The organism is Bacillus sp. LNXM12-1 (assembly GCF_003004375.1).
Lineage (GTDB): Bacteria > Bacillota > Bacilli > Bacillales > Bacillaceae > Bacillus.
Genome location: NZ_PVWX01000002.1, coordinates 657,647 through 673,404, shown reverse-complemented (window position 1 = coordinate 673,404; position 15,758 = coordinate 657,647). Strand labels below are relative to the sequence as shown.

General features: G+C 40.7%; 14 protein-coding genes and 1 other RNA gene. 1 reads left to right on the top strand and 14 read right to left on the bottom strand.

The genetic code is table 11. The features are described 5' to 3' along the window. Nucleotides 1–72 precede the first annotated feature (72 nt). On the top strand, nt 73–681 hold the full coding sequence (locus tag C6Y07_RS10875; protein WP_060597301.1) for a TetR/AcrR family transcriptional regulator: 609 nt from the start codon (nt 73–75) through the stop codon (nt 679–681). Nucleotides 682–697: 16 nt separating this feature from the next. On the opposite strand, the gene C6Y07_RS10870 is transcribed toward C6Y07_RS10875, so the two are convergent. The 14 genes from C6Y07_RS10870 to smpB all read right to left on the bottom strand — a co-directional run bounded on the left by C6Y07_RS10870 (nt 698) and on the right by smpB (nt 15,633). After that, nucleotides 698–1,630, bottom strand: a complete 933-nt coding sequence (locus C6Y07_RS10870) for a response regulator (RefSeq protein WP_066030411.1) — start codon at nt 1,628–1,630, stop codon at nt 698–700. After that, nucleotides 1,627–2,943 (bottom strand): sensor histidine kinase, encoded by a 1,317-nt coding sequence (locus tag C6Y07_RS10865; protein ID WP_060597303.1) that lies wholly within the window; start codon nt 2,941–2,943, stop codon nt 1,627–1,629. Before C6Y07_RS10865 ends, C6Y07_RS10870 begins: the two co-directional genes overlap by 4 nt. 116 nt (nt 2,944–3,059) lie before the next feature. Then, nucleotides 3,060–4,505, bottom strand: coding sequence for an aspartate ammonia-lyase (gene aspA / locus C6Y07_RS10860; RefSeq protein WP_060597304.1), 1,446 nt, complete (start codon nt 4,503–4,505; stop codon nt 3,060–3,062). 16 nt (nt 4,506–4,521) lie between these two features. Continuing rightward, the gene (locus C6Y07_RS10855; protein ID WP_003213370.1) at nt 4,522–5,799 is read right to left on the bottom strand and encodes a cation:dicarboxylate symporter family transporter; all 1,278 of its coding nucleotides are present in this window, start codon (nt 5,797–5,799) and stop codon (nt 4,522–4,524) included. Nucleotides 5,800–5,974: 175 nt separating this feature from the next. After that, complete coding sequence (locus tag C6Y07_RS19225) at nt 5,975–6,109, bottom strand: hypothetical protein (RefSeq protein WP_258182048.1); 135 nt, start codon at nt 6,107–6,109, stop codon at nt 5,975–5,977. Continuing rightward, nucleotides 6,106–8,541, bottom strand: a complete 2,436-nt coding sequence (locus C6Y07_RS10850; protein WP_106072099.1) for a heavy metal translocating P-type ATPase — start codon at nt 8,539–8,541, stop codon at nt 6,106–6,108. The genes C6Y07_RS19225 and C6Y07_RS10850 overlap by 4 nt, the downstream gene beginning before the upstream one ends. 81 nt (nt 8,542–8,622) lie before the next feature. Then, complete coding sequence (gene copZ, locus C6Y07_RS10845; protein ID WP_024423475.1) at nt 8,623–8,829, bottom strand: copper chaperone CopZ; 207 nt, start codon at nt 8,827–8,829, stop codon at nt 8,623–8,625. A gap of 74 nt (nt 8,830–8,903) precedes the next feature. Next, nucleotides 8,904–9,209, bottom strand: a complete 306-nt coding sequence (locus tag C6Y07_RS10840) for a metal-sensing transcriptional repressor (protein ID WP_060597306.1) — start codon at nt 9,207–9,209, stop codon at nt 8,904–8,906. Nucleotides 9,210–9,315: 106 nt separating this feature from the next. Further along, nucleotides 9,316–9,771, bottom strand: coding sequence for a DUF6376 family protein (locus C6Y07_RS10835; RefSeq protein WP_060597307.1), 456 nt, complete (start codon nt 9,769–9,771; stop codon nt 9,316–9,318). A gap of 254 nt (nt 9,772–10,025) precedes the next feature. Beyond that, nucleotides 10,026–11,636, bottom strand: a complete 1,611-nt coding sequence (locus tag C6Y07_RS10830) for a histidine kinase N-terminal 7TM domain-containing diguanylate cyclase (RefSeq protein WP_060597308.1) — start codon at nt 11,634–11,636, stop codon at nt 10,026–10,028. A 1,113-nt stretch (nt 11,637–12,749) separates the two neighbouring features. After that, the gene (locus C6Y07_RS10820) at nt 12,750–13,670 is read right to left on the bottom strand and encodes a terpene synthase family protein (protein WP_066030409.1); all 921 of its coding nucleotides are present in this window, start codon (nt 13,668–13,670) and stop codon (nt 12,750–12,752) included. 254 nt (nt 13,671–13,924) lie between these two features. Further along, nucleotides 13,925–14,104, bottom strand: coding sequence for a tryptophan RNA-binding attenuation protein (locus C6Y07_RS10815; RefSeq protein ID WP_080869546.1), 180 nt, complete (start codon nt 14,102–14,104; stop codon nt 13,925–13,927). A 519-nt stretch (nt 14,105–14,623) separates the two neighbouring features. After that, nucleotides 14,624–14,986: a transfer-messenger RNA gene (gene ssrA / locus C6Y07_RS10810) on the bottom strand. Between the two features lie 176 nt (nt 14,987–15,162). Further along, entirely contained in the window at nt 15,163–15,633 is a 471-nt protein-coding gene (gene smpB, locus C6Y07_RS10805) for an SsrA-binding protein SmpB (protein ID WP_060597311.1), read from the bottom strand. Between the last annotated feature and the right edge of the window lie 125 nt (nt 15,634–15,758).

The following is a 15,758-nucleotide window of genomic DNA, read 5'->3' as shown; positions in this document are numbered from 1 at the left end:
TTAACACAATTGTATTAAATAAAAAATAACACAACTGTGTTAAAAAAACAATAGCTGTGCTAAAATCAATGTATGCCAAAAATCGTCGATCACCATAAACAAAAACAAAAAGTCGCTCAAGCTGCCATGAGAGTGATTAAACAGGATGGATTGGAAAACGCTTCTGTACGAAAAGTAGCGGTAGAAGCTGGTATTTCAGCGGGCTCTATGCGTCATTATTTTTCCACACAGCAAGAGTTATTTCTTTTCTCTATGACATTGATTCAGGAAAGAGTCAAAGAGCGTATTACAGGACTTCAGCTTAACGGTTCAACGGAAGAAAATGTCCTCGCGTTATTGGAACAGGTTCTTCCACTTGATGAAGAACGAAGATTTGAAATGGAGGTGTGGCAGGCTTTTACAGTCAAGTCGCTGACTGAACCAGATTTACAGCCGCTCAATGCAAAGATGTATGACGAGCTTCTCCAAATGACCCAATATTGTTTAATGAAATTAAAAGAGGATGGGCTTTTGCTTGATCATATCGATCTTTTAGTCGAAACTGAGCGGCTTTATGCGGTCATCAACGGGCTTGCATTGAATGGAATCTTGCAGCCTCATCGTTTACCGCCTGAGCTCTTACGCTCCGTGCTGCAGATGCATCTGCAATCGATCACCAAAAAAGACATGTCTCCCTCATGAGGGAGCATGTCTTTTTTTAATCTTCCATAAAAATACGTTTTGCTTCGTAGTAGAGCACCTGCACAAATTTCTTCACATTGATACGAGTATGTTCTTCTCTACCGCTCGTCTCTTTTGTTAATTCACTCATTTTCTTTCGCACGATGGTGAAATCAAAGAATTTAGATGCATAATTTTCAAAGGTCGGATGAGAAAAATCAGTTAACCCAAGTGATGCGATGTGTTTCAAAGATTGGTTGATCGCACGTCTTACCCGCTGTTCCGCTGCCTTCGCTTCTCTTGCAATGTCTGCTGATGTGTACGGCTCATTTAATTTATCCTCCGTGATTCCGGTAAAAATGATCTTTAACGAAGGAAAGGAATCGTGATGATCGGTATGCAGCGCTACATACTGATCTGTGAAGAGAATCATATCTAATAAATCTTTAGACCCCTTCTCACCGACAATCCCAAGCTCCGCCAGCAAGAACTGACCTGCCTCTGCAAGACTTTTCCCCCGCTGCTTCGTTTTCGTCTGACCGCGCTGCTGAAACTGCATGACGGATTTGAGTGAGTGCTGAATGTTTTCAATTGAATGCTCTAAATGAAGACGTTCAATCATGAGATGGAGCACGCTTAAGACCTCTACACGATTGATTGGCTTTGTCACATAATACTCAACACCAAGCGTATACGCCTGGCCGATTAATTCCTTTGTTTCTACCTGCGACAGCATTAAGTATTTCCCATGAAACTCATCCTTAATGGCTCGAATCGTTTCAAGACCGTCTCTTTCCGGCATCAATAAATCAATACATAAGATATCAATGTGCAAATCATTTAAGTAGCTTGCCGTTAACTCTGCGCCATCCTCTGCTTCCCCTGCGACAATGCCAAGCTCTTCATCTTCAATGAGCTGAGCCAGTGAAGAACGCACGGCTTCATCATCATCAACAATAAAAAATCTCATCTCCCAATCCCCTCTTTTCTACTGACTTGATCCACTGGTATCGTTAACGTGAAAATCGTTTGTTTATTTGGGATACTCTTCATCTCAACACTTCCGCCAAGTTTCTCCGCTGTATCCTTCACATAGGAAAGCCCGATACCGCTTGATGGATTCCCAGCCTGGTCGTATTTTAAAGTAAAACCGGGTTTAAAAATCACATGATGATTACGCTCTTTAATGCCAGGCCCGTTGTCACTGATTTGAAAGATCACCTGGTTCTCTTTCTGTGAAATAGAGAGTGACACCTCTCCATCCACTGGAATGGCTTCGACAGCATTGGAAACGATATTATTTAACAAAGATAGAATGGTATACACGTGATAGGCGGGATGCTGCCCATCTTCATCATAATGAAAGACAATGTTTTTTTTAAGAGATTCTGCGTAATTTTCATGGATACGAATCACAAGCCCAGCAATATGGGCAGGACTTGCATAAGCCTGGAAATTTTCTTCATGAATCAGCTTTGATAATGCAGAAAAAATCCGCTGGTTATCCTTTTTGATCTCATGTACCTCTCCTGCAATTTGCAGGGCTGTTTTTCCGAGCTTTTTCAAATCCAATGATTCTGTATCCTTTGCGTGGTGCAGGGATTGATACAATTGATAGGATGTCGCTGTAATGTGCTCAGCATGTGCAAGTGTTTTATGAAAATATGTAGATTCCGTGTAAAGGTTAGACAGAAGCATCAGCAGATGTTCCTTTTCCTTTTTCATTTGACGCTCTCTCGCCTGCTCTTCATATAATCGAATCATTGTATAACAAGCCAACACGAAAAAGCTTCTGAAAATCGCCAAAACAAAAAGTTGAAACAGCGTCCGCATCGTTAAAATTTCATCGATGGTGCCACGAAGTGCAATCATCTCAACAACGCTCGCACACAGTTCCATGATGATGCCTGTCGCACCAATCAGCCAAGGCTGATCGCGGAAACGTCTGACCTGTAATAAATAAAAGAGCGTGCCATAGACGACATAATAAAGCAGGGAAGGAAATCTTAATGAAACCGCCTCTTCCAGCGGAAGATGACCTGTGACGGCTGTATCAAGAAGCACGCGAAACGCAAAAACAGATACCCCTGCAATAATACCGCTTGCCCATGCCGGGAATTTTTTCATTTGAAGCAGGATAAAGAAAAAGACAACGGTTCCAAAGCTGACCCGAAAGCTGTCCTCAAATGGATAAAATTTAAACTCTCCGCCAATCGGTGTCAGTACAATGAGCATCACAATTAAATAAGGCTCTGTATTCAGCCATTTTTTTAGTAGATTCAAACGCAGTCACATCCCTAATAATTGACGATAGTATACTATGTGAGCTTGAGAAAAACAAACATCCATGAAAAAGCGCACACCGGAACTTTGTCGGTGTGCGCTTCTCATGATGCCGCTTAATCTTCTAAACGATCCTTTTCTAAAAGTGATGCGCCAGCAATACCTGGTTTGGTCATTTCAAAAGGATTCAAGATGACGTCAAGCTCTTCCTCTGTTAACACATCATTTTGCAGACAAAGCTCACGTACAGATGCGCCTGTAAGAATCGCTTCTCTTGCAATTCGTGCAGCAGCTTCATAACCAATATGCGGATTCACCGCTGTCATGACACCAGCACTTCTTTCTACATATTCTTTTAATCTTGTTTCATCTGCTTTTAGATCACGCAAGCAGTTGTCCACGAAGGATTCGAATACATTTTTCATCATGCTGAGAGATTGCAGTAAGTTGAATATTAAAACTGGTTCCATGACGTTCAGTTCAAGCTGACCAGCCTCTGATGCAAGACAGATCGTGTGGTCATTTCCGATCACTTGGAATGCCACTTGGTTCATGACCTCAGGCATTACTGGGTTAACTTTCCCTGGCATGATAGATGAACCTGGCTGTCTCGGCGGCAGGTGAAGCTCACCAAAGCCTGCTCTTGGACCTGATGCCATCAAGCGAATATCATTCGCCATTTTGGACATATTCATCATACATACTTTCAGTGCAGCTGATACTTCTGTATAAGCATCCGTATTTTGCGTGGCATCGACTAAGTCTTCAGCTCCAACTAACGGTAATCCGCTAATGTCAGATAGATAGCCAACCACCTGGCGAATATATTTAGGATCAGCATTCAATCCAGTTCCGACTGCTGTTGCTCCCATATTGACTTCATATAAATGCTGTCTAGACTGCTTGATACGTTTAATATCACGTGCAAGAACCTTTGCATAAGCACTAAACTCCTGACCAAGTCTGATTGGAACAGCGTCCTGAAGATGCGTACGCCCCATTTTAATGACATGATCGAATTCCTGCGCTTTTTCCGTCATGACTTGATGCATGTTTTCCATCGTATAAAGTAGTTTTTCAATCATATTCAATGTTGAAATATGAATCGCTGTTGGGAAAACGTCGTTTGTTGACTGCGACATGTTCACATGCGTGTTTGGACTTAGCTCAGTATAAGCGCCTTTTTCCTTTCCTAGTAGTTCAAGCGCTCTATTTGCAATGACTTCATTGGCATTCATATTCATTGAAGTGCCAGCCCCGCCTTGAATTGGATCGACAATAAATTGGTTGTTCCATTTTCCTTCAATAACCTCATCTGCGGCTTGAACAATTTTTTCTCCAAGACCAGAATATAGTCGCTTTGTATCCATATTTGCAAGTGCGGCTGCCTTTTTGACAATCCCTAATGCTTTGATGAGTTCCTCATGAACATGGTAGCCAGTAATTGGAAAGTTCTCTACTGCACGTAATGTTTGAATTCCATAATACGCTTGAGTGTCTACTTCCTTTTCACCTAGAAAGTCTCGTTCGATTCGAACTTGCTTGTCCTGTAGCTTCGTCATTTGAAAAGATCTCCTTTTACGCTGCTTTTGTTTGTTGTTTTAATTCCTCAATATACTTCTTCGATTTCTCTTGATCAAAAACTTTTTCCCACTTAGACATGACAATGGCTGCAAGTGAGTTACCAAATACGTTAACAGTTGTACGAACCATGTCAAGTATACGGTCGATCCCAACGATGAAGGCAAGTCCTTCAAGCGGCAGTCCCATTGCACCAAGTGTTGTGATGACAACAACGATTGATGCACCTGGTACACCAGCCATTCCTTTAGATGTCAGCATCAAGATTAATAGTAACGTAATTTGCTCATAGATGGAAAGCGGCATGCCGTACATTTGTGCAACAAATATGGCGGCAATGGATTGATAGATGGCACTTCCATCTAGGTTAAAGGTGTAGCCTGTTGGGATAACGAACGACGTGATCGCTTTCGGGCAGCCGAACTTCTCCATTTTATCCATAAGTCTAGGCAGTACAGCTTCTGAACTTGCTGTTGAGAATGCAAGAATGATTTCTTCTTTTAGCACTCTAAATAGTGTAAAGACGCTTGTTCCAGCTAATTTTGCGATAATGCCAAGTACGACAATGACGAAGAATGCCATTGTACCGTAAACGACAAGTACCAGTTTACCTAGCGGGAGAAGCGCTCCGACCCCGAATTTGATCACCGTCACACTGATGAGCGCGAATACACCAAATGGTGCAAACTTCATCACTTTATTGGTCACCCAGAACATGGCTTCGAGTATACCCTCAAAGAATCCTAATACTGGTTTCCCTTTGTCTCCTACTGCGGCAATTCCTAATCCGAATAAGACTGTAAAGAAGATCGTTGGTAATAGATCACCTTCTGCAATGGATTGGAAAACGTTTGTTGGCACTAGATGCACAATGGTTTCAGAGAAACTCGCTTTTTCGGAAGAAGCTTTCGATGTCTCTTCATATTTAGAGATATCGCCTTTTTCCATGTTGCTCATGTCAATTCCTGTACCAGGATGGAAGACGTTTGCTGCAAGCAGTCCCACTGCTAATGCAATCGTTGTCACAATTTCGAAGTAAAGAATCGTTTTTCCGCCGAGTCTTCCGATGGTTTTCATATCCCCTACACCAGCTACTGCTACAATCAACGCAGCAATAACAATTGGAAGAACGATCATTTTAATTAAATGGATGAATATATCGCCAATCGGCGTTAACACATTAATAACGGTTTCATTTTGATAAAACAGCGCTCCCACGATAACACCCAGAACAAGTGCAATGAGTATTTGAGAAGCTAACCCTAACTTTTTCATACGTGAACCCCCTTTTTTTGATAACGCTTTCTTTGTTGCTTAATCGCATCTTAACGATGAACCTACAAAAAACGACAAAAAGGAACAAAAAGAAGTGAATTTTTTATGAAAAATCTTTTAAAAGGTGGATTTTTCCACAAAATTGTTAAAAAAAGACTTCGCTTTTGGCGAAGTCTTAATGATGTTGCATTTGTTCACTTGGCGGTTCTTGCTTTGGATAAAATTCATCATACATAGCATATCCAATAAGAACAAGAGCAACATAGAACAATGCACTAATCGTCCAAATCCATTTGACATTCAGCTTCATTGTGCCACTCCCTCTCTAACCGGTTTCAAACGCTGCAATCTGAGCGCATTCAATACAACCGACACGGAGCTAAAGGCCATTGCTGCTCCTGCAAGCCATGGCGCAAGAAGTCCAAAAGCAGCTATCGGTATCCCAATGCAGTTATAAGCAAGCGCCCAAAATAGATTTTGCTTGATGTTTCTCATTGTTTTTTTACTAAATTCAAGCGCATCTGCAATGGCATGGAGGTCTCCTGTCATGAGCGTGATATCTGCTGCTTCCATGGCGACATCTGTCCCTGTTCCAACTGCCATCCCAATATTCGCTGTCGCAAGAGCCGGGGCATCATTGATGCCATCTCCGACCATGGCGACTTTCTTTCCTTGTTCCTGAAGCGCCGCAATGTGAGCAGCCTTTTCCTCAGGCAGGACTTCAGCAATGACATGATCAATGCCCGCCTGTTTCGCAATCGCCTCTGCTGTCAGCTTGTTATCACCTGTCATCATCACAACGTGAATCCCTTGCTCTTTCAGACGCTTGATAGCTTGAGGTGAGGATGATTTGATCGTATCTGCGACCGCGACTATGCCGGCGACTTCTCCATCAATCGCGACAAGCATAGCCGTTTTCCCTTGCTGCTCCAGTAACGTTACAGACGCTTCGACTTGATCATATGGGATATGATGTTTTTGTAATAGCTTACGCGTTCCAATCAAAAGCTTGCGTCCTGCGGCTTTTGCTTCAATTCCATGGCCTGGGTCTGCTTGGAACGCTTCGACCTCGACCGCTTCAAGACCTTGTTCCTTCATTCCGTCTGTGATCGCTCTGGCAAGCGGGTGTTCCGACTGCTGTTCTGCTGATCCTGCTAGCTGTAGCAGCGCAGCTTCTGTCCAATTGGCATATGCCAACACATCTGTCAGACTCGGCTCCCCTTTTGTCACAGTCCCTGTTTTATCTAAAACAACCGTGTCGAGTGATTGGGTCACTTCTAAATGCTCCCCGCCTTTAAATAAAATGCCTGATTCAGCTGCACGGCCGCTGCCAGCCATTATAGAGGTTGGTGTGGCAAGACCAAGCGCACACGGACATGCGATGACGATGACTGCGATAAACGTTTCAAGGGCTGACGTCACATTTCCTGGTTCAATAAAGAAAAACCATATCAGGAAGGTGAGCACAGCAATTCCTACAACGATGGGAACGAATATCCCTGATATTTGATCTGCCATCCTTTGAATCGGCGCTTTTGAGCCCTGTGCTTGTTCTACGACTCGGATAATCTGTGAAAGGGCGGTCTCTTTCCCGACTTTTGTCGCTTTCACTTTCATAAACCCATTTTTATTGATGGTTGCCCCGATAACCGCATCACCTGCAGTTTTATCAACAGGCAGACTTTCTCCCGTAATCATGGACTCGTCAATTGCGGTTGTTCCCTCCACGATCTCTCCATCTACCGGCACTTTTTCCCCCGGTTTGACAAACACAAGATCATTCACTTTTACTTCGGAAATTGGCACGGTCATCTCTTTTCCATCTCGCTCGATGATCGCTTCTTTCGCTTGTAGGCCCATCAGCTTTTGAATCGCTTCTGATGATCTCCCTTTTGCTCTTGCTTCCATTAATTTTCCGAGCACGATCAACGTAATAAGCACAGCACTTGTTTCATAATAGAGGGCTGCCTCATGTGTGCCTTGAACCGCTGACTGAATGCTTTCGTATAAACTATAGAAAAACGCAGCTGATGTCCCAAGTGCGACAAGAACATCCATGTTGGCACTTTTATTACGTAAAGCTTTATATGCTCCTACATAGAAGGGCCAGCCGACAATGAACTGAACCGGCGCTGCTAAAGCCAGCTGAACCCATGGATTCATGAACGCTTCTGGCAGCCAAATAAAAGACGTGAAGGAAAAATGGCTGACCATTGCCCAAAGAAGCGGCAGTGACAAGATCATTGAAAATAAAAAGCGTGCCGTCTGCTTCTCTATTGCTGCTTGGCGATGATCTTTCTTTCCTTCCTCTGCTTCATCTGCAGCTGGTTCAATTAAAGAATATCCAATGGACTGAACCGCATCCTTTATATCACTTGTAGACGTTTGGCCAGGATGATACGTGACCTGAAGGGTCTCAAGTGCAAAGTTCACAGATCCGTGATCAACACCGTCCATCCGGTTAATTTTTTTCTCGATTCGGTTGGCACACGCTGCACACGTCATTCCCTCTATATCAAATTCTGCTTGCTCCATCACCACATTGTAGCCAAGGGATTGAATTTTTTGCTTCAGATCATCTGGTGTTAGTTGTTCTGTTTCATACACAATATGAGATGTTTCCAGCGCCAAATTCACATTGGCATCATCCACACCTTCCAGCTTGTTCAAACCCTTTTCAATGCGTCCTGCACAGGCAGCACAGGTCATCCCCGTAATATGAAAATCAATTTCCTTTTTCATTCATCTCACCTCTTCACATACTCCATGGGGGTATCTTTTTTTGAAAAAAATACGCGCTGTCACATGCAGCACGTATATCATTTATACGACATCATATCCCTGTTCTTCAATCACATCAGAGATTCGGTGTAACGTGACTTGATCAGGATGAAAAGAAACCTCCACCTGTCCCTTGTCTAAATGGACTTTCACAGATTCAACACCTGCTAATTCTCCTACATTTCCCTCGACTGCTTTCACGCAATGTCCGCAAGACATGCCCTGCACTTGAAGTGTTGCTTGTTCCACTTCTCATCGCCTCCATCAATCATTTTCTACACCTCACTATACCCTAGTAGGGTATCAATGTAAACATATAAATGCTACGATTTTGTGAGCTTATGAAAGACGTTCATTAACTCTTCAATGGCTTCATCCCCATTGCCGCTCTTAATAGCATCCGCTACGCAGTGATGTGTATGCTTTTCCATCAAATGAAGACTGACTTTTTTCAAAGCTGCATTGACAGCGGAGATTTGATTGACAACATCTATACAGTAACGATCGTTTTCAATCATTTGCTGAATCCCGCGCACTTGTCCTTCCACTCGTTTCAACCGATTGATCAATTGATCTTTATCCTTCTCGGCTCTAGGCGAAGCCATATGTCTTTCTTCATGTTCTGTCATGTGATCACCTTTTTTCTAATATGACTTGTCTTTCCTTAAATTAAAGCATATCTCCACTGGAAAAGGCAAAGATATGCTGAATGCGCGTCTAAGAGCTGTGTTTGTCCTAGTTTGTTAATTGTTCAATATCCTGTAAAAGATTGACGGACTGCTGAAGCTGCTTGATCAACCCTTGCTGGTCCTCAAGCATAGCAGCAACGTCGATGTTGTCCGCTTTCAATTGCTGTAAATACGTTTGAATTTCCTCTGACAGCACCTTATTTTTTTCAATGATCTGCACATGCAGGTCTTCTGCTATTTTTGGTGCTGTCAGTTCATTAAATTCTTGAATGTCTGCCTTCAATGATTCAAGCTGCTGGGTTAATTCTGCTTTTTTGGCGGCGTTTTTTACAGCTTCTTCTGCGAGCTGTGGAAAGTCCTCCGTAAATTGCTGAATGTCCGTCACATACTCATTTGCCTCTGTGACATATGTCGTTGTATCACTTACTTGGTCAAGCAAACCGGAGCATCCACTTAATACAAGCGTGCCCGAAAATAACAAAGAGATCACATGTTTTTTCAAGATCGATCATCCTTTCATCTGCGGTATTGAAAACATCATTTGTCCCGCTCCCCCATCACACAGATGCAATAAGACCTTAAAAAAGCCAGACCTTTGCCTCATGTGTGATAGGCAAAGGTCTGGCTAACATGTTCATGCCGGAATGGCCGAGAAACAACGTGAGTTTCTGTAATGACGACCAAACCGTAAAAGCTACTCCCCTTTAGGAAACCGTTCAAATGTTATGTTTATCATATCGAATGTCAGGACAACAGTCAATGAGAAGCTGGCGGTAGATCATGCTCTTCATACAGCATATAGCCCGCTCCAGTTGACGCATAAATCCGGTTGCGCCCTTGGCGTTTTGACATATACAAGGCTTGGTCCGCTTCAAATAGAAGAGTTTCTAATACATTTGGATCATAAGCTGTATGAGCGATTCCAAAGCTCGCTGTCACTCGCACTTTTTCCTCATCAGTCTCAAAGAAACTCGTCTCAAACGAATGTCTCATTCGCTCCGCAATATGACATGCCTCTTCAAATGAATGATGCGGCAGACAAATAGCAAACTCTTCTCCGCCATATCGTCCGAATAAATCGTCCATCTGTAAATGCTGCTGACAAATGGTGACAACATGACGCAGCGCCTCGTCTCCAATATGATGTCCATGCGTGTCATTGATTTGTTTAAAGAAATCAATATCAAACAGCAAGATCGCCGTATCCTGCGCATCCTCTTCCAAGATCATCTGCGTTCGTTCAATAAAAGAAGAACGATTGAAGATATTCGTCAACCCATCAATATACGCACGACGCTCCAGCTCTTCCTGCAGCAAACGCTGCTCTGTTACATCACTGATCACAATTTGCCTGCCCTCGATCTCTCCTCTTCTATTAAATAGGGACGATGCGGTCAAGTGATAATAGCTGGAATGATCTTTTTCCCTTTTCAACATTAAATCATATTGCGAATGATCCTGCGGAGAACGCAGCCACTGAATGAACGCGGTATCTTTGATGATCCCTGAGAAAATATCGTCAATTTTAAAGCCAATGCCCTTTTTATTAGAAAGTGCTGGAATGATCGATGCAGCAGCGGGGTTGTAATCTATGAGTGTCCGGTATCGATCTAAAATGAGAACCCCTTCAGACATATGCTCAAACACACGCTCCATTGCAATGGGAGAGAGCTTAAAGAGCTGGAACGACATAATCGCCCATAAGTAGAGTGCATTGGTTAAAAACATCACCACAGGGACCGGGTCAATATGAAGAGGCGTAACGCCTAATAAATAGATAAAAGATGTCGTGATTGGCAGTAACATTCCCACTAGCAAAATGAGGATCTGCTTTAAATATTCTTTTTTTGTGACACGTAAAAACCAAACCAGCATAAAAATAGCGAGCATCGAACAGCCAAATGTATAGACGCCATGAATGATATACCAATAGCCAATCGTAAAATCAGCCAATAAAAATCCGTCTACTGGATTCATCGTGATGCTACGATAAAAGAGTGAATGAAAAGAGTTGGTGAACACCATAATGGTAGTGAGAGTTGGAATCAGTAAGATGAGAAGCACGCGGCGCTTTGTGAAATATTGATGGAATCCCGTAAATTGCAGCACAATCATCAGACTGAATGGTGCGATGAACGGAAGACCTATGTATTGAAAACAAACCCAGAACATGATCTGTCCAGGTGTACTTGCCAATAATTCAAACGTGTGCCCAAAGATATAAATCGCAGTTGCTCCAGACATGTACATAAACAATTGACAGCCAATATACCGGCGGCGGTTCGCATGAGCAATGATTGATAATATCACGGACAGAATGCCAGAAACACTCATGATCACAATAAAATGTAAAACAATCGAATCCATGTAAACGCCCCAATTTCAGTTATTTAGAACTAGTCTAATCTTACTATATATGAGGAAGTCATAAATGGGAAGATGTGATTTTGATTTGGTTGGAGGTTTTTTGTACAGTTTCGGTCGTTATCTGTTCGTGATCCCTTATATTTTCACTACTTTTTGCTTAATTTGAGGGAGAAGTATGTTGCGGTAGGTGAAATATCTGTACAATGTGGAAATCGGGGATCAATGACGAGGAGGCTTACAAGGTATATGACTTTTTTGATTATTATGGCGGGGCTATTTATGCTGATTCTCTTAGAGAAGCCATTTGAGAAGAGAAGTTCTGGGTTGATATTTTTGGTGAGTTATTTACTACTGATTGCAGTTTATGTGATTCAAACAACGTTTGTGGAACTCTTATCTAATCAGCTCTTACTCATCATTGCTATTATAGTTGTTTGTCCTTTGTTAATTCGATTTTTACAGTTGTTTCGGGGGACATAAGTTGACCAATACATTAAAAAAAGATGCTGGCTATCGGCATCTTTAAGTTTTCCGAGAAAATCTCGTCAGTCTTATTTTCTTCTTAATTCCATCCATTTTATAATAGAGAAATTTCTCGTTAAAGCAAGGTGTTGTTCTCATATTCCACTCTAGAAATCCTTCTCAACACAAAGCCGATTTTGTATTGCTAGATTATTCCGATTAATGGCTTGAAGAATAATCTCATTGAAAATGTCCTGGAAAATCGTTGTATCTTTAAATCGAGTAAGGCGATGCCAAATGATAAGGAACGGGGTCATTGATGCTCAAACCTAAAAACATCAATATTCTATGCTATGCCAATTGATCTAGTGGTAGAGGCCACGTTCTTTTAAACCGATTCACCCCAACTTAAAGAAATGCAAACAACATCAATAAATATCCACGACCCTGTTCCTTATCATGAAGCAATGGATCTAAAACGTTTTGATATATTAGTCGTACAAAACCTCCCTCATATTAAACATAATATAACCTCTTTTTATAAAGCGGAGCCACATATATAATGAGGGGTAATAGTCATCATAAATATACAGTATATATTTTTATTTAATAGCTCTATAAGGGTAGCAATTATCATTTAAGAATAATAAATTAGAACCTTTTAGTCTTCATACTCCATTCATAATGTCCTCGAACACCATTCTCCAACCTAGATATGAATTTAATCATACCACTATCAAAAGGCTCATTACTGATAAAGACTTTATTTTTAAGTTCAATGAATGTATTAATTTCTATGTTTAACATTTCCTTTGCTCTATCTAAAGCTGTCTCTATTGAACAATTTTCTTGTTTTTGCAGAATGATAACCAAATTATGAATTTCATCATTCTCAAATTCTTTTTTAAAAGATAATAAATCATTTGTCCAATTTACTATTTTATTGATAGAGTTAATTAAATCTCTCAGTAAAATACTACGACTAGAAGCAGGAATAAAACTTCTCCCTCCTCTTTCTATTAGATCAAAACAGACAAAAACACTCCCACTATGCATCCTATGATTGACGTACTCTTCAAGAGTTGGTATGTACTTTTCTTTTTCATTTTTAATTTCCCATTTAATAGAATTAAAACAATTTTGAATACTTTGAATAATTCTTTTTTTCCATTCATCAGGCATTCCTATACTAAGACGTTTCCACCAATCATGCCACGCATATAAAAAAGTATCATCATCATAAAATGCTCTTTCATTAAGAATTTCAATTATCTTTTTAGAATATATATCATATAACTTTTGATTGTTCAAATTGTCGCTATAATCATCCAATATACAAAACAATAAAAGATAATCAGAAGACAATCTTACACTGTCGTAAGAGTCATAAGGTTGAGAACGTCCTGCCAAGTATGAAATTTTTTGTCTTTCATATCTTTTTATGTTTGAATCATTCATTAAATTATTAATTTTAGCCCAATTAACTGTGTCTTCATGTACTTTTTTAACATAAGGATTGATAGAACTTTCGAAACATTCTTCTATTTTCGGTATGTTTTTTACTTCTAACATTTCGTCCTCCTAAAAATTATTTTCTTTTTTATGTATTTACCCTGTTTAAATTTTCAAAAAACGCAGTTAATAATCTTGTTTTTCTGTCTAAAAAAAGATAAACAGAAAAATGCTTATCTTAACAGAATAATTAATAAAAAATACCATTTACCTGTTTCCGCAGGGTAAACTATAAAGAGACTTGAACAATATTCCATTATTAAACAAACAGTTGGTTTAACTTTGTTCTTGTCTTTGTACAGAATCTCTTTGAATTAATTGCGTATATGCTTCTTCATAAAATGAAGTAATGTTTGGCCTAAAGCAGTTAGGATAACACCTTTCCCATCACATTTTGGGCATATTTTTTCTTCGTTCTTAATAGAAATATGACTTGTTCCATTACAATTAGGACAAACATGCTCTAAATCGTCTGTTGATATAATGACTGACATCTCTTTCACCTCAACTTATAGAATAATGATGTTTCTTGGCTAAACCTTAAATCTAATAAGATCCATAAACATACATTTTTTAAATAAAATTTCTATTTGGCAATAAAGATATCATATTATAACATAATTAAAGTGCTCAATGTTTGAGTGACAAATTAATCTATTAAGGAGGCTTTAAGAGAGCTGCATCGTGCAAACCATTAATTGAGCGACCAACATAAAGCCCTGAACAATTAAGGAATCTCAATACACCACAATGATTAAGGATGTTTTTAGCGAAGTAATTAAATATTTATCATTTTTTGCTCCTCTATAAACTGCACCATTAGATTCTGCTCCGACATACGCTTCACAAAGTCTGTCAAATCAAGTGATGGATCTATTAAAGGGCATAAAAAAAGACGCTCAAAAAATAGCGCCTTTTAAAAATAATGATAGAGTTTTGGAACTTCTAAAATGATGCCAAACCCGTATCAAGGGCTTTCAAACCCTTGATACCCGACTGCATTCTAAAAGTTTTGATGGAGACGGTGGGAGTCGAACCCACGTCCAGAGACATCGATTACTTAAGCGTCTACGAGCGTAGTCAACATATTTCGTGTTCACTCATCCGCATGCCTGCTGACGGGCGCTTGGAGAGCTAGTCTGATGGATCTCTTCTTACGTCCTCAGACGGAAACGTAAGCGTAGCCTACTTCATTGGGCTCCTCACAGACACATAGGCGATGTCAGGAAGAGCTCGCTGCACTTATTAGGCAGCTAGTGCTAAGTTTTGGTTAAAACTTTTAGTTTTGCCAGTTACATTTAAGTGCGTGTTAACGAGATCGCCTCTCGGCTCGCAGCCTAAGCTCGAACCATCCCTGTCGAATCCGTAACGTCCCCTTGTAAAAGGGATATACGGGATGGAAACGTTCAGCTTAACTGCTTCCGTATATAACTATTATAACAATCTCTTCGCTTGAAACAACTGGTGGTTTCTGTAAGAAAAGCAATGATTGTTTACTGCATAACATATTGTAGCATAATGCTTCCGCTCTCAGCAAGACATCTGCATGAATCTAGAATTGCTTTTGGCGATCACGGAAAGCACGCTCGATTTCACGTTTTGCATCTTTTTTCTTCAGATCGTCACGTTTATCATATTTCTTTTTCCCTTTACCAATTCCGATCAGCACTTTGGCAAAGCCATTTTTTAAATAGAGTTTCAGAGGCACGAGTGAGTAGCCCTCTTCCTTTGTCGCACCAATCAATTTGCTGATTTGCTTGCGATGAAGCAGCAGCTTTCTCGTTCTCAGCGGATCATGGTTATAACGGTTCCCCTGCTCGTATGGGCTCACGTGCATGTTGTGAAGAAACACTTCTCCTCGCTCGATTTTGGCAAAGGAATCTTTTAAATTCACTTTTCCTGCACGAATCGATTTGATTTCAGTTCCTTGTAACACAAGGCCGGCTTCATACGTTTCTTCTATAAAATAGTCATGATTTGCTTTTTTGTTTTGGGAAACAACCTTTCCCTCTCCCTTTGGCATTGGCGTACACCCTCCTTTTGACACAAACACGGTCCAAATCGTACGGATTATTTTATCAAACAATCCAGCTTTCGACAATGCTGACGCCATGTGGTCAAAAAGCAAATAGAGCATCACGCTCTATT

Coding starts and splice junctions, on each gene's coding strand:
- C6Y07_RS10820 (WP_066030409.1), bottom strand. CDS start 13,670: ATGTTAGAAGTAAAAAACATACCGAAAATAGAAGAATGTTTCGAAAGT.
- C6Y07_RS10840 (WP_060597306.1), bottom strand. CDS start 9,209: ATGACAGAACATGAAGAAAGACATATGGCTTCGCCTAGAGCCGAGAAG.
- smpB (WP_060597311.1), bottom strand. CDS start 15,633: ATGCCAAAGGGAGAGGGAAAGGTTGTTTCCCAAAACAAAAAAGCAAAT.
- C6Y07_RS10870 (WP_066030411.1), bottom strand. CDS start 1,630: ATGAGATTTTTTATTGTTGATGATGATGAAGCCGTGCGTTCTTCACTG.
- C6Y07_RS10850 (WP_106072099.1), bottom strand. CDS start 8,541: ATGAAAAAGGAAATTGATTTTCATATTACGGGGATGACCTGTGCTGCC.
- C6Y07_RS10830 (WP_060597308.1), bottom strand. CDS start 11,636: ATGGATTCGATTGTTTTACATTTTATTGTGATCATGAGTGTTTCTGGC.
- C6Y07_RS10855 (WP_003213370.1), bottom strand. CDS start 5,799: ATGAAAAAGTTAGGGTTAGCTTCTCAAATACTCATTGCACTTGTTCTG.
- C6Y07_RS10875 (WP_060597301.1), top strand. CDS start 73: ATGCCAAAAATCGTCGATCACCATAAACAAAAACAAAAAGTCGCTCAA.
- aspA (WP_060597304.1), bottom strand. CDS start 4,505: ATGACGAAGCTACAGGACAAGCAAGTTCGAATCGAACGAGACTTTCTA.
- C6Y07_RS10815 (WP_080869546.1), bottom strand. CDS start 14,104: ATGTCAGTCATTATATCAACAGACGATTTAGAGCATGTTTGTCCTAAT.
- C6Y07_RS19225 (WP_258182048.1), bottom strand. CDS start 6,109: ATGAAGCTGAATGTCAAATGGATTTGGACGATTAGTGCATTGTTCTAT.